This window comes from Butyrivibrio sp. CB08 (assembly GCF_003625485.1).
Lineage (GTDB): Bacteria > Bacillota > Clostridia > Lachnospirales > Lachnospiraceae > Butyrivibrio.
Genome location: NZ_RAIR01000001.1, coordinates 689,453 through 706,228, shown reverse-complemented (window position 1 = coordinate 706,228; position 16,776 = coordinate 689,453). Strand labels below are relative to the sequence as shown.

Below are 16,776 nucleotides of genomic sequence, written 5' to 3'. Positions count from 1 at the left end.
TGAGATCATCTCCCACCAGCGCCTTGAAATTCATTATTTCTTGAGCCATGCAGTCTCTTTTGGAGTCTTCCTTACAAATGGTCTTGCAAGTGCCTGCTTAGCTCCATTAGGAAGGATGTACTTAAGCTTATCTTCAGCCTTTCTCATGGTTGAGCAGTCTGGATTATCCCTTGTAAGCTTGATGGCGTCAAATTCACATCTTGTTGTGCAAAGTCCGCAGCCTACGCACTTATTTGGATCAACGATGGATGCACCACATGAAAGACAACGAGATGTCTCCTTCTTAACCTGCTCTTCTGTGAATACAAGCTTGTTGTCACGGAATGAGAGCTTACCGTCTGTGCTCTTAACACCTGGCTGCTGACGTCCAACGTGATCATAGTCCTTAACTGAGATGTCGTCCTTATCAAGCTCTACAAAGAAGTTAGGATCACGGCCGATTGTAAGTGAAGAATGAGGCTGAACAAATCTGTGGATAGACTCAGCGCCCTCTCTTCCACAAGCGATAGCGTCAATAGCAAATCTTGGGCCGTAGAACATATCACCGCCAACAAAGATATCAGGAACAGTTGTCTGGAATGTGATCTTATCTGCTGCTGGAGCTGGTCCTCTGAACTCAACCTTCTCATCCTTAAGAAGATCTCCCCATACAGTTGCCTGTCCAACTGAAAGGATTACGTTAGAACATGCGATCTCCATAGTCTCATTCTCATCATATTTAGGATCAAAGCGTCCTTCAGCATTCTTAACCTGAGTACACTTCTTAAATACAATACCCTTAACCTTGCCATTCTCAGTGAGAATTTCCTTTGGTCCCCAACCGCCTCTGAGTTCGATGCCTTCAGATTCTGCGATCTCGATCTCCTCAGGAAGAGCTGGCATGATATCTCTAGTCTCAAGAGAAACCTGTGTAATCTTAGGTGATCCGCAGCGAAGCGCTGTACGGCTAACGTCGATAGCAACGTTACCACCACCGATTACTACAGTATCGCCAGTAAGCTTATAATTCTCATCATCTATAACGTCGTGAAGGATATCAACACCCTTGATAACGCCCTCTGCATCCTCTCCAGGAACATTTACGCCTCTGCCGCCCTGACAGCCGATTGCAATATAGAATGCCTTGTATCCCTGTTCTCTGAGCTGAGCAAGAGTAATATCCTTACCAACCTCAACTCCAAGACGTATATCAACACCAAGTTCTCTAAGAACGTCAACTTCTGCTTCCACAACATCCTTTTCCATAACGAATGATGGAATACCATAAGTAACCATTCCACCTGGCTTCTTGTTCTTCTCAAACAGAGTAGGCTTGTATCCCTTAAGCGCAAGGTAGTAAGCACAGGAAATACCAGCTGGTCCTGCACCAATGATAGCTACCTTCTCGTCAAATCCGCCGCCAATCTTTGGAATAGTCTTCTTAGGGATATAGCGTGTATTTGACTGAAGATCACGCATTGCTACAAACTTCTTAACCTCATCGATAGCAAGGGCCTGATCTATAGTTCCTCTTGTACATGCATCCTCACAGCGTCTGTTACATACATGTCCGCAAACAGCAGGAAGTGGATTGTACTTCTTGATAAGAGCAAGAGCCTCCTCATATCTGCCCTGAGCGGCCATCTTAAGATATCCCTGAACAGGAATATGAGCTGGACAGGCTGTCTTACAAGGAGCTGTACCAGTCTTGTGAGTATTGATACGGTTAATATCACGGTAGTCCTCTGTCCACATCTCTGTAGACCACTTCTTCTCAGTAGGAAGAGGCATCTTAGGATAGATCACTTCGCTTCCATCCTTCTTGCAGAGCTTCTGTCCAAGAGTAGCTGCACCAGCAGGACAAACCTCAACGCAGCGTCCGCAAGCAACACAGTTCTCCTTGTCAACGTGTGCAACATAAGCTGAACGAGACATGTTAGGAGTATTAAAGAGCTGTGAAGTACGAAGCGCATAGCATACATTTACATTACAGTTACAGATAGCAAAGATCTTGTGCTCTCCATCAATATTTGTGATCTGATGAACAAATCCGTTGTCCTCAGCCTGCTTGAAGATCTCAAGAGCCTCTTCTTTAGTGATGTAACGGCCATCCTTCTGTGTCTCAACAACATAGTCAGCCATATCACCAATTGCTATGCACCATCCTTCCGGATCATCAGCACAGCCCTGTTCATAAGTCTTTCTTGATCTTCTGCATGAGCATGGAGATGCAGCGTATTTTCCTTCATAGTAATCAAGCCAGTAAGAGATCTTCTCAAGACCTATTGCAGAATTCTCCATCTCAATAGCCTTCTCTACCGGAATAACATGCATGCCTACACCAGCGCCGCCCATAGGAACCATGTGTGTAAGTCCCTCAAGAGGAATACGGCTCATTCTCTCAAAGAATGGACCAACCTCAGGATGCGCCTCTATAACTCTGCCGTTCATGTTTCCAAACTCAGCAGATCCTGGAACGTACATAGGAAGAACGTACTGCTTCTCGTGCTTGTCGTTCTCATAGTTCCACTCGATAACACCGTTATAAGACATTTCATCAAGCTGCTTTTGAAGCTCTTCCTTTGAATACTCAGGACAAAGAGCTGCAATCTGCTCAAATGTCTTAGGCTTTCTCTTTTCCATCTTGAGAGCGATCTCACACTGAGCATCAGTGATAAGGTTGTAAAGTCCCCAGTACTCAGGGCTCTCCTTGGTGATCTTCTCAATACCAAGCTTGATGTTCTTTCTGTCAGTTACCACAGTTGCAAATTTTGCAAGTGGCTCACGGAAAGGAGCGTTCATATCTACCCACTCAGGAATTATGCCAGCTCTTGGATCCTGTCTGTTACGGTTTGGATCCAGAGAGTATGGAGTCATAAGATCCTGCATATCAAATGTATTCATATCCATAGTTTTTTCCTCTTCTTTCTAAAAAAGCCATCTATTTACGTAGCTGCTATCTCTTTTATCATGAATTCGTTTCCCTTTAAGAGATATGTATGTTCACTGCCACAATTCGGGCAGATCTTACCATGTGCTACTGTTTCATATTCGCTTTTGCAGTCCTCACAGTAGGTCACAGCAGGAAGGGTCTCGATGATAAGCTCTGAGTCCTTCATAAGTTCTGTTCTCGCTGCAGCCCACTTCCAGGCATCTTCTAAAAGAGATGGTACTACTCCTGACACCTCTCCAAGCTGCAAAGTAACCGAATGAATTTTCTCAAGTTCGTTTTCTTTACCTACTTCCGTAAGGTCATCTATTATTCGAAAAACAACGCCAAGTTCGTGCATAAGTCTATCCTTGTCTGCCTTGTAAAATACAACTGATACAAATTTATGAGCTTAAGAAAAGCCAGGCGATATTAAGGATAAAGATAAACTTCCCCCTGTTTATCGCATGGCTCTTCTCTCATCTCATTGCCAAATTATTATTCTAACTTATCTGATGGCCTCATCGATCTGTTCTGAAAGCCAGTCAGCCCAAGCTCCAATTCCCTCGCCAGTCTTGGCACAGATAGGAATTATCTTAGCCTTGGGATTACGCATAAGGATGTATTCCTTACACTTTTCAAGATCGAAATCGAAGTATGGCGCTACATCCATCTTATTGATAAGAACCACATCACAGATGGAAAACATGAGAGGATACTTAAGTGGCTTGTCATGTCCCTCAGGAACTGAGAGGATCATGGCATTCTTGGTGCTTCCTGTATCAAATTCTGCAGGACAAACAAGATTTCCTACATTCTCAAGGATCGCAAAATCCACGTCTGAAACATCAAGTTCCTTAATACCCTGTCTTGTCATATCAGCATCAAGATGGCACATTCCGCCAGTGTGAAGCTGAATGGACTTAACGCCCAGCTCAGCGATAGCCTTGGCATCAACGTCTGAATCGATATCAGCTTCCATAACGCCAATCCTGTATTTGTCCTTAAGGGTTTCAATTGTTCTCTTAAGAGTTGTGGTCTTACCAGATCCTGGTGAAGACATAAGGTTCAAAAGAAAAGTCTTGGACTCCTTAAGTTCTCCTCTGAGCTTGTCAGCATCCTTATCATTACTTTCAAAAATGCTTCTTTTTACTTCAATTACTCTTACGTTATCCATTTATACCTCTGCGCGCTCCATTGCAAGATCGAAGTCCTTAGTTCCAACGAATACTTCGTTAGCATAAGGATTCTTGCCAAGTTTGATTGATCTCTTGATGATCTCTGCCATGCAGATTACGTTGATAGCGATTGCAAGGATAGCTACAACACCCTGAGCTGTAGGGTTAGCTGTGATTCCCATGCTCTCGATGATCTGTCCAGCCTGAGCTGACTTACCAGCGCCTGAGTTGTACAGATCGATAGCCTTAGCATAGAGATCCATAGTTGTGATGCCAGCCTTGGTTGCTCCGCCATAAACTGAAGGAAGAGCTGCTGCAAATCTGGAGCTGAGCTGGAATGCAGGAACAACCTGAGCCCACATACACCAGATTGCAAGTGTGTTAGCACGGTTCTGGATCCATGCACCCTTGTTCCAGAATGCGTTAGCAAATGTAGGAGCAAGAAGAAGTGCAACACCGCAGTACCATGAATGTGTAGGAAGATTGAGGTATGTGTACTCAAAATTCCAAACATCATATGCAAGTATAAACCAGATTGTCATATCTGGCCAGAGCATATCTGCATGATTCTTGTCTTTTGATGTGTAAAGATGTACACAACCTGTCATACAGAAGATGTTTATCATACCAGCAAGAGCGTTAACTACGTTCCACCATCCACCATAGATGAATACGCCCTCGTTTGATGCCCACCAAGCACCTGAAAGGTCGCCAGTGATTCCGTATGCTGCAAGAGCAGACTCCATATCAGAAACGTTAGCGATCATGATGTTAGCTGCAACGATGAACCATGGGAACCATTTGAACCATTTCTCTTTTCCAATGCCCCATTTGTACTTGATCATCATGAAGCCTACGCAGCCGATATCAGCAGCATAAAGCTTGAAGTAGTGGAACCAGCCATCCATGAAAGCTACTGTAGGATTGGCCTTTCCACCGAACATGCCCATGTGAGCAAGAATAAAGTAAACTGTAAGAATTGTAGGAATGACAACGAAAACGATCATTCCACCTGTTTTGGTCCTACGACCAATCTCGTTCATGAGAATAAGTCCCACAAACACTAATACCCAACCGATCAGCTGCATTGATGCATGATTGCTGTAAAGTTGAAATAACATAAATGTCCTCCTTTGGCATGAATCTTTTATAGTTTCGCCTAACACGCCATGATTTAAATTAGTATAGCATATTGCACAACTACAAGCAACTATCAAAGGATAAAATTTGTGTAAACTGGGGCACTGGCTATTTTATTTCCAGTTTCCAAATTCACCATTAATCAGTCCTTATTCCTCTGTCCAAAGGGGATATCAAAATCGTCTCCACTGCTGATGTCAAGGTCAAATGACTTAAGGTCATATTTTGGTTCTTTTGGGGAGTTAAGTTTATCAGTTTCCATTTTAGCCAAATTATCAGTTTCTTTATCTAATTTTGTATCTAATTCAGTTTCATTTTCAGCTTCATTTTCTGGAATGTTTTCATCTGCTTTTTCTGAAACAGGTTCCTCTTCCTTTTGTATCTCTTCAAGTTCAGATTTGTGCACTCTTCCCTCTCTGTCCCTTATCTCAGATGTGGTGCAATATACAAGGAATATCATGCAAAGAAGAATACCTATTCCAGTAGCAATAAGACCTTCCATAAGGTATGGATAGACAACCCTTATTATGGTATTTCCAGAATCTACAACAAGAAGATTATTGTCCTCTCCTATTGCCCTGTCTGACCTGAATATATCCTGATAAGCAATACCTGTATTAAGTCCGTCCACAGGGCTGTTTATCATAAGTCCGTTAAGGAATGAAGAAACCTGGATCGGATAGATCTCTTTTTCAGGGAGAACCGAAGGTTCCATTCCCATCACCCACTGCATGATCTTCTCGGCGTGGGAGTCCCTTGTAATGTAGTAGTAGAAAGGAATGTTAAGTCCGATGTAGCAGACGTTCTCATTGATTCCAGAGCCAAAGAACGCAAGCTCAATGTTGTTGTCGTAAATAGTTCCCTTTACAGAATGAAGACCATTTAAGTAATACGTGATCCACTTGGAATATCCTCTTGGGAAAAGATCACAATCCATCTCTCCAAAGTCTTCGGTATAAAGAATTGGATAACCATTTTCAAACTGGATAATATTGCAGGTTACTCCAAGAAAGGTCTTGGTTCTGGTGTCACGATCTTCTGGCATTCCATCCGCCAGGATAACGACCCTTACTCCGTTTTCAGACAGCTTCTTTACAAGGTTTTCTGCATTTATCCTGTTTTCATAGTAGAACCCTGACAGATAAACAGTCTTGTACTTAGAAAGTTCCTCGTATGTGTAGTGGTCAAGATACTCATCGCTTGTCTCTTTGATATTAGGAAAAGCCAGAGAAAGAGAATATGCACTGTATCCTATTCCAATGGCGTCATACTTAGTCTTTGTTCCAAAATATGAATCCACTCCGGCAAGGTGATAGAGCATGTATCTGCTGTTCTCATACAGGAAATCATAGCCGCACTTTTCAGCAGCCTTATCAAGTCGGATGAGACTCTTTTCCCCGTATGGCGCCTGCTCCTTGTCAATAATGACCGTATCTGCGCCAAGGGTGATGCACCTGTCAAAGAGATAGTCGAAGTACTCATCGCTCATGGCCATGTTGAGCCTTATGGTATTATCACCAGTCACAGCTGTCTCGTACTTCTGACCATAAACCTCCATAACTCCATCTGGCCCGTTGCTGAGGGCAAAAGCTCCCTCGCCAGATAATGTTCCAAGGTCAATAAGAGCTACTCTCTGGTTGCACAACTCTCTCGCTTCTTTTATAAGTGTCTTTTCAGATAGCTCAAGGAGTCTCTCACCAGGCTGCCTTGCATTACCGTTCCCATAGATCCAGTAAAGTGAAGGAATCGAATCTGCAACGATAAGCAACATAAAGAAAACAAGGATCCACTTCCTTAGCTTCTCCCAGTAGATGAGAGCAAGCAGAACCAGCGTAGCTGCTCCAGGAAGAATCCTTATGAGCCACAGCATCTCAGAGCCTGGGATGATCTTTATCATCAGATAGGAAGTTGAGCTTGTAAGAAGAAGCGCCACAACCGCTGTAATGCACATAGGGATAGACTTATGGTTGCTTACAAGGATACCAAGAACTGCGATCAGCAAAAGAGATAATCCAAAATAAGCTGCGTCCTTAACATCAATACGATACAGCGGATTTAACGTGATTAAGATGTTCTGGAAATAGTTCCCTGCCTTGTCCAGTTTCTCAAAATCGTAGCCATTAATGAGCGTAGGAACTGTGTATATTCCGCAGATCAAAAACGAAATAAAGAAGCTGATAAAGACCTTTGTGATCCTTCTTCTGTTCTGAAAGAAGAACCTCTGTATCAGCATGTAGAGCCATACAAGCAAAAAGTGCAAAAGAGCTACCCCTGTGTGGGACAATATCATCAGGATGCTGATAAGCATAATGAAAACAAGACTGGAAGTTCTGTTATTTTGAAGATATTCAGATACTCCAACAAAAAGCAGTGGCACAAAGCACACGCAAAGAGCCATGGCAAGATTGCCCTGGCTAAACAGAACATAGATATTTATAGGAAGAAAGAACCATATTATTCCAAATATTGTACCGGTCAGAGGCCTTCTCTTTTTAAAACCAATAGCTGTCCAGATGATCTGGCCAAGGCAAAAGAGAACTATACAGTAATAAATATAGGCAATATAAAGCTGCCCTCCTGCGTACATCTCGCAAAGGGCTATCACAAGAGCTGACAGCGGCGCAATGTACCTTAAGGGCTGAATGCCGTTGTACCACATGGTGTTGTACAGGGGATAGTAATCTCTTTTTACAATGGACTTATAGAGAGCATCACCTCTGAACAGGTGGTAGAACACGTCCTCACCGCTGGGATAGATTCCATTCACCACAATAAACTCATACAGGAGAAAAGAAATCCCGGCGAGGGAAGCGCATGTTATTAAGATTGCAAAAAATCCTGATAATTTACTCTTCATCGAGACTCTCTTCTACTATGGAATGGACTATATTTGAAAGAGCTGTATTCATGTGCTCATTAAGATCATTTAAATACTCATCTCTTCCTCTGAAGGAATAGACGTAGGTTCTGCTTGGAGTTTCGCTGGCTTCTATCTTGATAAGAAGGCCTCCGATCTTTTTTATCTCCTCATAGAATATGGGAGCAAAGTAATCAAGCATGTTCTCCAGGGTCGGAATAATGGTATCAAAGGGCTTGATATCATTAAGGAGCTTGTCCTGGAAAGGCTCAAGATAATCATCAATGGCCTTTTCAAAGTCAAGGAACATAATGAATTTATCCTTATCTACCAAAAGCTCAATGGCAAACTCCCAGGTATGAGGATGACTCTCACCCTTCTGACCATTAAAGATCACAAAGTGATTGGCATTTAAGTACAGTTTGAACTTGTATTCTCTAAGGGCATCGTTACGCACTTTGTTTCTCCTTAATTCTGATCTTCTTTTGCTCTGTATCTAGACTCGGTTCTTGAGTCAGGTCTCATTGGTTTGCCCTTTGGCAATCCGGATATAATCTCAGGATTACCCATAGCATTCATGATCCTGTCATAGGATTCCTTAAGGTCCAGCCTGCTCTTTGCTGTCTCTATTGCAAGAAGCTTGCAGTCAGCCTTAACTCGTCCAGCGATCTCTTTCGCCTTGTCATTGTCACATTTTACTGAAAGGATAAGTGCCAGGTGGTTCTTACCATCATAGAATTTGATATCTCTTTTCCCAAAGAGCACACAGTTATGGCCAAAGAAATTTGAAACTGTCTCCTTCTGGCCATACTCAAAAGCAATAAAGGAAAGAGGAAAAGCCTTCACCTCTTTCTTGTACTCCTCAAGGAAGGTGTCAATAGCTGAGAAGTTAAAAAGGTTGAGCCTGTTGTCGTAGATCTCATCCTTAACTATCTTCTCATTAAGGACCTCGATTGCAGTGTTGGCCTCGCGAAGATCAGCCTGGGTAGTAAAGACCTTCTTTTTGTTTTTGTTGTTAAGGATTGCAAGAGCAATAGGGAATACAAACACTGCACTGTAAACAACAACAAAGATAATGATGAGCTCCATCTTGGAACCAAGAAACTTGTTGTTATCAAGAAGGACTGTGGTGTTGGTCAGAAGACAGATTCTGTACTCCTCCCCTTCATATTCAAACAGAGCTCCACTGGCTATATACTCTTTATTGTCCAAAAAGATCCTCTCGTGCTTAACCTTGTTGAGCTCTAAGTTCGTTATAAAGCCCATGGATGAATCTGTTGTATAGTAGGAATTGGCATTGAGGGCCTGATATCTGTTGGTCTCAAGGGCATCCTTGACGTAGAGCATGGTCTGATCCTTTGAAAAGGTCCAATACCTGTTTGAGGAGGAATCAAGGGTACTTAAGATACTCTCGATGATTTCCTGATCTGTTCTGTTCTCTTTTAAGTTGATCTGATCAATAACCAGCTGAACATAGCTGTCCTGCTGAGTTGCACACACATCCAGTATTCCATCTTCATATCTTTGCATCTCAAAATAGGTTAGAGCAACTAGTGCAGTAACCACTAAGATCATCAGTAATAAGATTTTTGGAATGCTGATAAGTCCGCTTTTTTCTTTAGTCTTTTTCATGATTCATTCATAAAATGATAGAGCTTTGAGTTCAAAAGAGATATCTTCTTCATATCACTTTTTACAACGTTCTTGTACTCTTCCACTTCCTCCGTAAATGTCTTGGTCTTCCATGCACTGGTGGTGTTCATGCTGTTAAAGATACCAGTAAGTCTTATAAAGAAGGTCAGCATATTAAACAGCGGAAGTATTGGGATCGCCCACCACAGCGACTTGTAGTACTTCTTAATATCAGGGAATTCCCGAAGGAATATGCTGATGGACCAGAAATACAAATAAGCGATGACCACATAGATGAGCATAATGAGAACGCTGGAAAACAGGATCATCTTGGTTGAAAAGTCCATAAAGTACAGGCAGACAAGAGCCAGGATCCAGACAACTCTGGGGAATGCAAAGGTGTGATCGTACAAAAGAGTTCTAACATTTACATCCTTAAGAAGTCTTGCAGGGCGAAAGGCTTTTGAGTCAAACATGTTTGCAACTTCCAGGGATCCTCTCTGCCACCTCTGCCTCTGGGTATAGAGCTTGTTCATGCCCTCGATGGGGCCAACAAAATATATGGCATTGTCGCAGAGCTTAACCTTCTGTCCCATGAGATATCTCATCTGGAAGGTGATCTGAGTATCCTCCGCGATGGTATTGGTGTTGTACATTCTTGATTTTAAAACTGTAGATTTTCTAAAAGCCGAAAAAGCTCCAGAGAGTGTATAGATCTCATTCTTTTCAGAAGCGTAACTTCTTCCTGCAAGGAAAGCCTGGGCATATTCCACGAACTCTATCTGGCGAAGAAGCCTTGAAAAGAAATGTTTGTACTCCTCGATCTGCTCCGGAATAGTAAGGATTGCACCAGTCATACAGCCAATAGATGCATCGGATTCAAACAGATCGATCATGTTTTTAAGTGCATCTTTTTCAAGAGCACCGTCGGAATCGATATTGATAATATATTTGCCCGTGCTGTTATAAAGGGCAAGGTTTAAGGCTCTGCTCTTTCCCTGTCTGGCATTAAGCCACTGCATCCTGATGGTTGGGAATTCCTTCTGAGCCTCTGTGTATACATGAAAAGAATCATCCTTGGTCCTGTTGTTTACAAGGTATACCCTTATCTTGGAGTCGTCATAGCTTGAGTCATGGATAGATTTGATACACGCTCTTAATGAATCGTAGGAGTTATAAACTGGTACGATCAGGGATATCTCCGGATAGGCAGCAGGTGGCGCCGGATGGTAGTTTTTTATTCGCTTTTTGATCAGTGTGATGGCGCTTCCAATGGAGGGAATGATCTCCATGATAAAGGGGATGATTACCCAGGCGCCCCAGAATATAAAGGAGTTAAATAACGTATTTAATCCCATATTTACTTATCTTCCTTTTTCTCTTCGTCCTGTGTCTCGCCTTCTTTTGGTGTTTCAGTCTTTTCCTTGTCATAGGAGAAGCTTCCAACCTTCATCCTTACAACCTGTGACTTGGTGAATACATAGAAATACAGAATAACCGTAGCTGCATAGAAGAAAATACGCCCTATGTAGGTATGAGCGATGTAATACATCTGCTCACCGCCAAAGTGGATCATGGTCGCGATGATAATGATCCTGAGAGCATTGGCAATAATTATATAGATCACTCCAACAGCTGAAAGGATAGCCCTTTCAGAAACTGTATAGACTCTGAAGAATGCAAGAATGGCGATATAAACCATAATCTCAATGATTCCGGAACACTCAAAATCAATCTGAAGGGTCATGGATCCGCCTGCAGTCTCAACAAAAATGATACCATACTTGAAAAAGGCTGAAAAGAAGCCTGTTACACGGCCAAAGAGTCCCGCAAGTGCAGCAACTATCCTTGCAAGAGGCATTGTCGCAATTGGCCTTAGAAAGATCATCATCAGAATAAACAGACCGCCCATTCCTATAGTGATAAAGGCCGCCTGATTTTTAACTTTGTAGAATATCCTTAAGTTCAAAAGCCAGATAACAACAAGAACAAGAAATATTATTAGTTTTGTGGTGCTTGAGGGATTGATGGTTGAAAAGAAAGCTGCTGTTTTAGTAGCAAAAGACATGACATACCTCCGTATCGTAGTCCTACTATATATTATATACAAGTTTCCATGAAATGTTTATTAAAAAAGCGGCTAAAATAGCCGCTTTTTAAAAGTCTTTATTATTTTCCCAAGATCAGAACACGAATTTCTTCCTGATAACAAATGGAACAAATGCTGAAAGCATGCACATTGCAGCGCCGCCCCAAGGTCCTGAACTTGTTCCTGCGCAGGTTACTTCCTGATTACCAATTCTTAAATACTTGGTTGAAACAACCTTAACGTCAGTTGCGTCTATTCCATATCTCTCTGCCAGCTTAACTGTATTGACGTACCACTCCATCTCCTGCTCTGTGCCTGAGATGTTGATTGTTGTCTTACCATAGCATACATCTGCTGGTACAAGCTCATTGATGTTCTTACTTGATCCCCACGCATTTGTAGCAAAGATGTAATACTCGTAGCTTCCATCTGGAAGTCCCTGTCTCTGAGGATTCCAGTTGATATTACCGTTTGAATCAACTGTTACAAGTCTCATCTCAAGGGTCTTGTTCCAATCCCAGTCGTTGTTAACAGCAATCCTTACAGCCTGAGTAAATTCGCCGCCTCTCTCACTTAAGTGAGCATCCATCTGAGTTGTGCAGTATCCGTAGATATTTTCTTCCTGGTCGCAGTACTGCTTGGCTTCACCATCTACCTTCATCTCCTGAGTACCAGGAGTTGCATACTGAATAAGTGTTGATGGATAGTATTTCCAGTCATCGCTGTTTCCGTCATAGGTGATTCCAACCTTGGAACCAATCTCTCCTGTATCACCATAACCTGAAAGAGATGACTCTTCCATATAAAGTCCAAAAGAAAGTCCGCCGGTATTAGCTGGAAGCTCGCTTATTGGAATAGCGATCTCCCACTGGCTTCCTGTGTGAACTGCATCATATCCATTTGCTCCAACTACTGCGCCATCATGTGTAAGCTGGATAAGCATTCTGTTTCCAAGATCTGTTAAGATCTCAAATTTACCGTTGTGATTAGGTCCTGCCCATGTTGCTGAGTTATTGCCATCGTCCTTTACATAGATATATACATATCCCCTGTCAGAATCGATGACCCATGCAACAGATTCAACATTATGTTCGCCGTTAGGCTCTTTTAAGTCGTACTTGGTAACTGCATTCCAGTCATTGAAGTTGCCATCAAGTCCAATTCCCTGATATACAGCATTTGGATCTGATGTTGATACATCTTCTATAACATCACCGTTAACACTTGTAGAATATTTCTGGCTGCTTACAGTAAAGTCAGTGCTTGCAAAGTATGAAGCTGGAATTGAAATATTAAGTGTCAGTGTATCTGCCTGATCTGAGCTCTGTGTTACTGAATAACCTGGAACATCACTCCAGTTGTTTCCATGAACGCCCATATTATAATCAATGATGATAGTCTGAGTAGTTCCATCTGGATAAGTGATAGTAAGCGGATAATTCTGCCAGGTATGTTCCCACTCATTGGAGTTCTTAGTCTTATAAGAAATAGTTACAGTCTGTCCATCTGATACAGCTTTAACACCCATAACGTCTTCAAGATCACCATTGGACCAGTTCTGAGACTCTATGGCAGCTGTTCTTCTCTGCTCACCATTATCAGATGAGTTGTCACTGCCTGAAGACTCTGATGTGTCGTTTGAAGGAGTAGGAGCTGGTGTACTTGCAGGAGTAGTTTCCTGTGTATCACCTGTCTCTGAAGACTTGTTTTCGCCGCTATTTTCAGTATCTTCTGCGTCTTTATTTTCTCCATTATCTGTATTTGCAGGAGTAGTATGCTCTTCTGCAGGCTGAGACCCTTTATTTTCATCAGTATTAGTATTTGTATTATCTCCAGTTGATGAACCGGTATCAGAGCCAGTGCTATCAGAGCCAGTACTGTCCTGGGCTGGCTGCGAAGTTTCCGCACCTGTACCTGGCTCAGAACCAAATGTGTCCTCAGCCGCAAATACTGTCATGCTCATCATGCTGGATGCAAGTATGATCGCTACTACTTTGCAAAAATTCTTTTTCATTTCTTCCCTCTTTAATCTCTAAGCTCGTCAGTTATCACATATACTCGAAGAGGCGTCTCTCCAATTTCAAAACGTGTCATCCTGTATCCGTTGTCTGAAAGTGCCTCGTCAATCTCATAACAGATAACTTCACCAAAATGCTCTATAGTGGCATCCTCACTAAACTCATCAAAATCGTTCAGATACTGATTTTCATATTTTGATAGGCAGTCAGCAAGAGTTCCTTCAGTCATCCTGTAATCTATTATTTCCTCTGTTGTCTTTACCGTGCAGTTTATTTCAATGGTATGAACATGTTTGTTCTCTTCATTGCCGTCAAAACTGTGAAGTATCGCCACAAAGGTGCGCAATTTGTAAGATTTTTCCTGGAGTGTAAGCATTTAAGTATTAACCACCCTTTATAATATGCAGTTTCTTACATCTCAATCATAATAAATGCCGAAAGTATATGCTATAAGCGAGACTTAAAAATTTCACGTTTTTGAATTAAAATTATCAACAAAAAAGCCCTCCTTAGAAATAAAATTCTAAAAAGGGCTTATTTACTGAAATTTAATCGTTACTGGCTGAGAATTTTCAGATAATTCAAAGTGTGATAGGCTATACCAATCTTCTTGTCCTCATAGGAGCTGATAATATTGTCATAGCTTTTTACAATTGCTCCAAGTCCATCCTTGTAATAGGTGACACTGTTATTGGTCTGGGAAAGAAGTCCTGGCTGTATCTCATATACAGTCACTATGCGCTTTTCATAGTCCCTGGCAAGCTCTACCTCAGTCCTTATGTTCTCTACTTCATTATTCTTGTTGTAATTAAGCACAAATACCTGATCTGAATTCCTTATAAGGCTCTCAAGATGTGCTTCATATCCCATAAGATCAAAGGAGTACGGAACACAGACGCACATCTCGATGTTGTATCCACGCCTGTCGATCTTATCTCTCACCTCAGATACATTGCTGATATATTCATCCATGATAATATCCGGAGTACTGTGCCACTTATCAAGAACATAGGGCTCAATATCGTAGACAATTCCGCAGATTCTCTCTCTGCGGCTTACATAGTTATTGATGTAAGCAATCCTGTCCACAATTGTTTCCATATATCTGAAGTTATCCTTGTATGCCCAGGAAGGCTCACCATCAAGGATATATACATCAATCCCCCTGTCAGACATCCTCCCAAGGAAATCCATTATCTCATCATCCGAGTACTCGGGCTTAATATACTGATATATCTCAGTAATATTATTACTTACAAGGCACTCAATATCCGTCTCATCTGCAAGATGATCCCAGGAAAAAACTCCTGCCCCAAAGGGATGTTTAGGTCTGTCCGCTTCAGGCATAGTCGCCTCCCCCTCTGTGTTTTCAGATGCATCATTAATAATGCTTGCTGCATCCGCAAGAGGCCCTTCGCTTTCATTTATCACCGCCTCCTCTGCATCCGCAAAAGAGCTGTCGGCCTCATATGCACTTGAACAGCCACATATTAAACACGTAAGCAATATGATACAAAGTATGTTTTTTAGTCCCCTACTCTTCTTCAAACAGCTTCTTCTTTCTCTCAATCATCTCCTGGATGCTATCCATATAGAGTTTAACATCCTTGACATTGTCGCATCTCTCTATCCTGCCACCAGTGCCATAAACTCTCTTGGTAACAGTTCCAGCCCCCAGTGCGACAATTGACTGGACTTCCTCATTGATAAGTATGTTGTATATTCCAGCCTTACCTTCTCTGGCATATCCTGTGTTTTCAAAATTGCCACTGATGTTTTTCTGCCTGTAGAGGTAATATGGCTTAAGTCCCATATCACCAGCTCCCTTTGCAGCTATCACAGCCATATCCTCAATATCACTCATGGTATCAAGCATAGGTATCTTGAGGTTTCCAGACAGCTCTTTTTCCCTTATGACTTCAAAGAGCTTAGATCCCCTCTTAACAGCAAGGCAGTGAACTGTAAGGTCGTCTGGATCAAGCTTTTTGATCTCTTCTATGGTGTGAGAGACATCCTCTTTAGTCTCTCCCGGAAGTCCTAAGATAATATCCATATTGATATTATCAAAGCCCTCTTCCCTTGCCATCTTAAAGGCATCAATAAGCTGCGCAACTGTGTGCCTTCTTCCAATGAGCTTTAGAGTCTCATCGCTCATAGTCTGTGGGTTAACAGAAATTCTTGTTACACCCATCTCCTTCATGGCCTTAAGCTTATCCCTTGTTATAGAATCAGGTCTTCCTGACTCCACAGTAAACTCTTTTACCTTGGAAAGATCAACCTTATCTCTCAGGTATCCAATAAGACGCCTTATCTGGTCTGGCTCCAAAGTGGTAGGAGTGCCACCTCCGATATAAATGGTATCCAGGGTTTTGTCAGCAAAATTCTCTGCCACATAATCTATCTCTTTTTCAAGACAGGACAGATAGTCATCAACAAGACTGCTATATGCTCCTATCGGATAGGATGTAAATGAACAGTAAAGACAGGTGGTTGGACAAAACGGAATACCGATGTACAGACTATATCCGTTTATATAATCTATGTCCTTTAATATGTCCCTCTCCCTTTTGGCAATGTCTATGCTGACTGCTATCTTCTCATCACTTACCAGATAAGTATCCTTCATGTAGTAATAGATCTCAGGATCGCTCTTACCCTCTTCAAAAAGGTTCATGGCTATCCTTGTGGGACGGATCCCGGTAAGATCTCCCCAGGGAAGGTTCTTGCCAGTCTTTTTTGAAAGATCAAGGTATATATCTTTTTTTAGTTCGTTCTTGGTTTTATCTACATCAATAAAGGATATCTCATCATCAGGTGAAATATCCTTTTCTTTATCGGGGTTTGATCCCTTCTCACCTACAATCACTCTTACCTCTGAAGTTGGATAAAACGCCTTGTACAGTGAGTGAATATCATATTGAAACTTGTCTTCTTTTATATAAATTATCTGCATT

At 42.0% G+C, this 16,776-nt stretch carries 13 protein-coding genes; all 13 read right to left on the bottom strand.

Translation table 11 applies throughout. The features are described from left to right. Positions 1-33: 33 nt before the first annotated feature. Complete coding sequence (locus D6855_RS03080; protein WP_120738157.1) at positions 34-2,781, bottom strand: FAD-dependent oxidoreductase; 2,748 nt, start codon at positions 2,779-2,781, stop codon at positions 34-36. Between the two features lie 143 nt (positions 2,782-2,924). Further along, positions 2,925-3,269 carry a hydrogenase maturation nickel metallochaperone HypA gene (locus tag D6855_RS03075; protein WP_120737895.1) on the bottom strand — a complete coding sequence of 115 codons (345 nt, stop codon included), beginning with the start codon at positions 3,267-3,269 and terminating at the stop codon, positions 2,925-2,927. A gap of 147 nt (positions 3,270-3,416) precedes the next feature. Next, positions 3,417-4,085, bottom strand: coding sequence for a hydrogenase nickel incorporation protein HypB (gene hypB, locus D6855_RS03070; RefSeq protein WP_120737893.1), 669 nt, complete (start codon positions 4,083-4,085; stop codon positions 3,417-3,419). Next, complete coding sequence (locus D6855_RS03065; RefSeq protein WP_120737891.1) at positions 4,086-5,207, bottom strand: DUF5692 family protein; 1,122 nt, start codon at positions 5,205-5,207, stop codon at positions 4,086-4,088. Positions 5,208-5,368: 161 nt separating this feature from the next. Continuing rightward, positions 5,369-8,083 (bottom strand): 6-pyruvoyl-tetrahydropterin synthase-related protein, encoded by a 2,715-nt coding sequence (locus tag D6855_RS03060; RefSeq protein WP_120737889.1) that lies wholly within the window; start codon positions 8,081-8,083, stop codon positions 5,369-5,371. Next, positions 8,073-8,540 carry a 6-carboxytetrahydropterin synthase gene (locus D6855_RS03055; RefSeq protein WP_158589454.1) on the bottom strand — a complete coding sequence of 156 codons (468 nt, stop codon included), beginning with the start codon at positions 8,538-8,540 and terminating at the stop codon, positions 8,073-8,075. Before D6855_RS03055 ends, D6855_RS03060 begins: the two co-directional genes overlap by 11 nt. Before the next feature lie 11 nt (positions 8,541-8,551). Then, positions 8,552-9,715: a hypothetical protein gene (locus D6855_RS03050; protein ID WP_120737885.1), complete on the bottom strand. Its 1,164-nt coding sequence runs from the start codon at positions 9,713-9,715 to the stop codon at positions 8,552-8,554. Further along, positions 9,712-11,073, bottom strand: coding sequence for a TIGR03111 family XrtG-associated glycosyltransferase (locus D6855_RS03045; RefSeq protein ID WP_120737883.1), 1,362 nt, complete (start codon positions 11,071-11,073; stop codon positions 9,712-9,714). Before D6855_RS03045 ends, D6855_RS03050 begins: the two co-directional genes overlap by 4 nt. A 2-nt stretch (positions 11,074-11,075) precedes the next feature. Beyond that, on the bottom strand, positions 11,076-11,783 hold the full coding sequence (xrtG, locus tag D6855_RS03040; RefSeq protein WP_120737881.1) for an exosortase family protein XrtG: 708 nt from the start codon (positions 11,781-11,783) through the stop codon (positions 11,076-11,078). A 115-nt stretch (positions 11,784-11,898) separates the two neighbouring features. Then, positions 11,899-13,818, bottom strand: a complete 1,920-nt coding sequence (locus D6855_RS03035; protein ID WP_120737879.1) for a Firmicu-CTERM sorting domain-containing protein — start codon at positions 13,816-13,818, stop codon at positions 11,899-11,901. Positions 13,819-13,829: 11 nt separating this feature from the next. Next, positions 13,830-14,198 (bottom strand): 6-carboxytetrahydropterin synthase, encoded by a 369-nt coding sequence (locus tag D6855_RS03030; protein ID WP_120737877.1) that lies wholly within the window; start codon positions 14,196-14,198, stop codon positions 13,830-13,832. Between the two features lie 179 nt (positions 14,199-14,377). Next, the gene (locus D6855_RS03025; RefSeq protein WP_120737876.1) at positions 14,378-15,253 is read right to left on the bottom strand and encodes a hypothetical protein; all 876 of its coding nucleotides are present in this window, start codon (positions 15,251-15,253) and stop codon (positions 14,378-14,380) included. Positions 15,254-15,356: 103 nt separating this feature from the next. Then, positions 15,357-16,775, bottom strand: a complete 1,419-nt coding sequence (gene hemZ, locus D6855_RS03020; RefSeq protein ID WP_120737874.1) for a coproporphyrinogen dehydrogenase HemZ — start codon at positions 16,773-16,775, stop codon at positions 15,357-15,359. Between the last annotated feature and the right edge of the window lies 1 nt (position 16,776).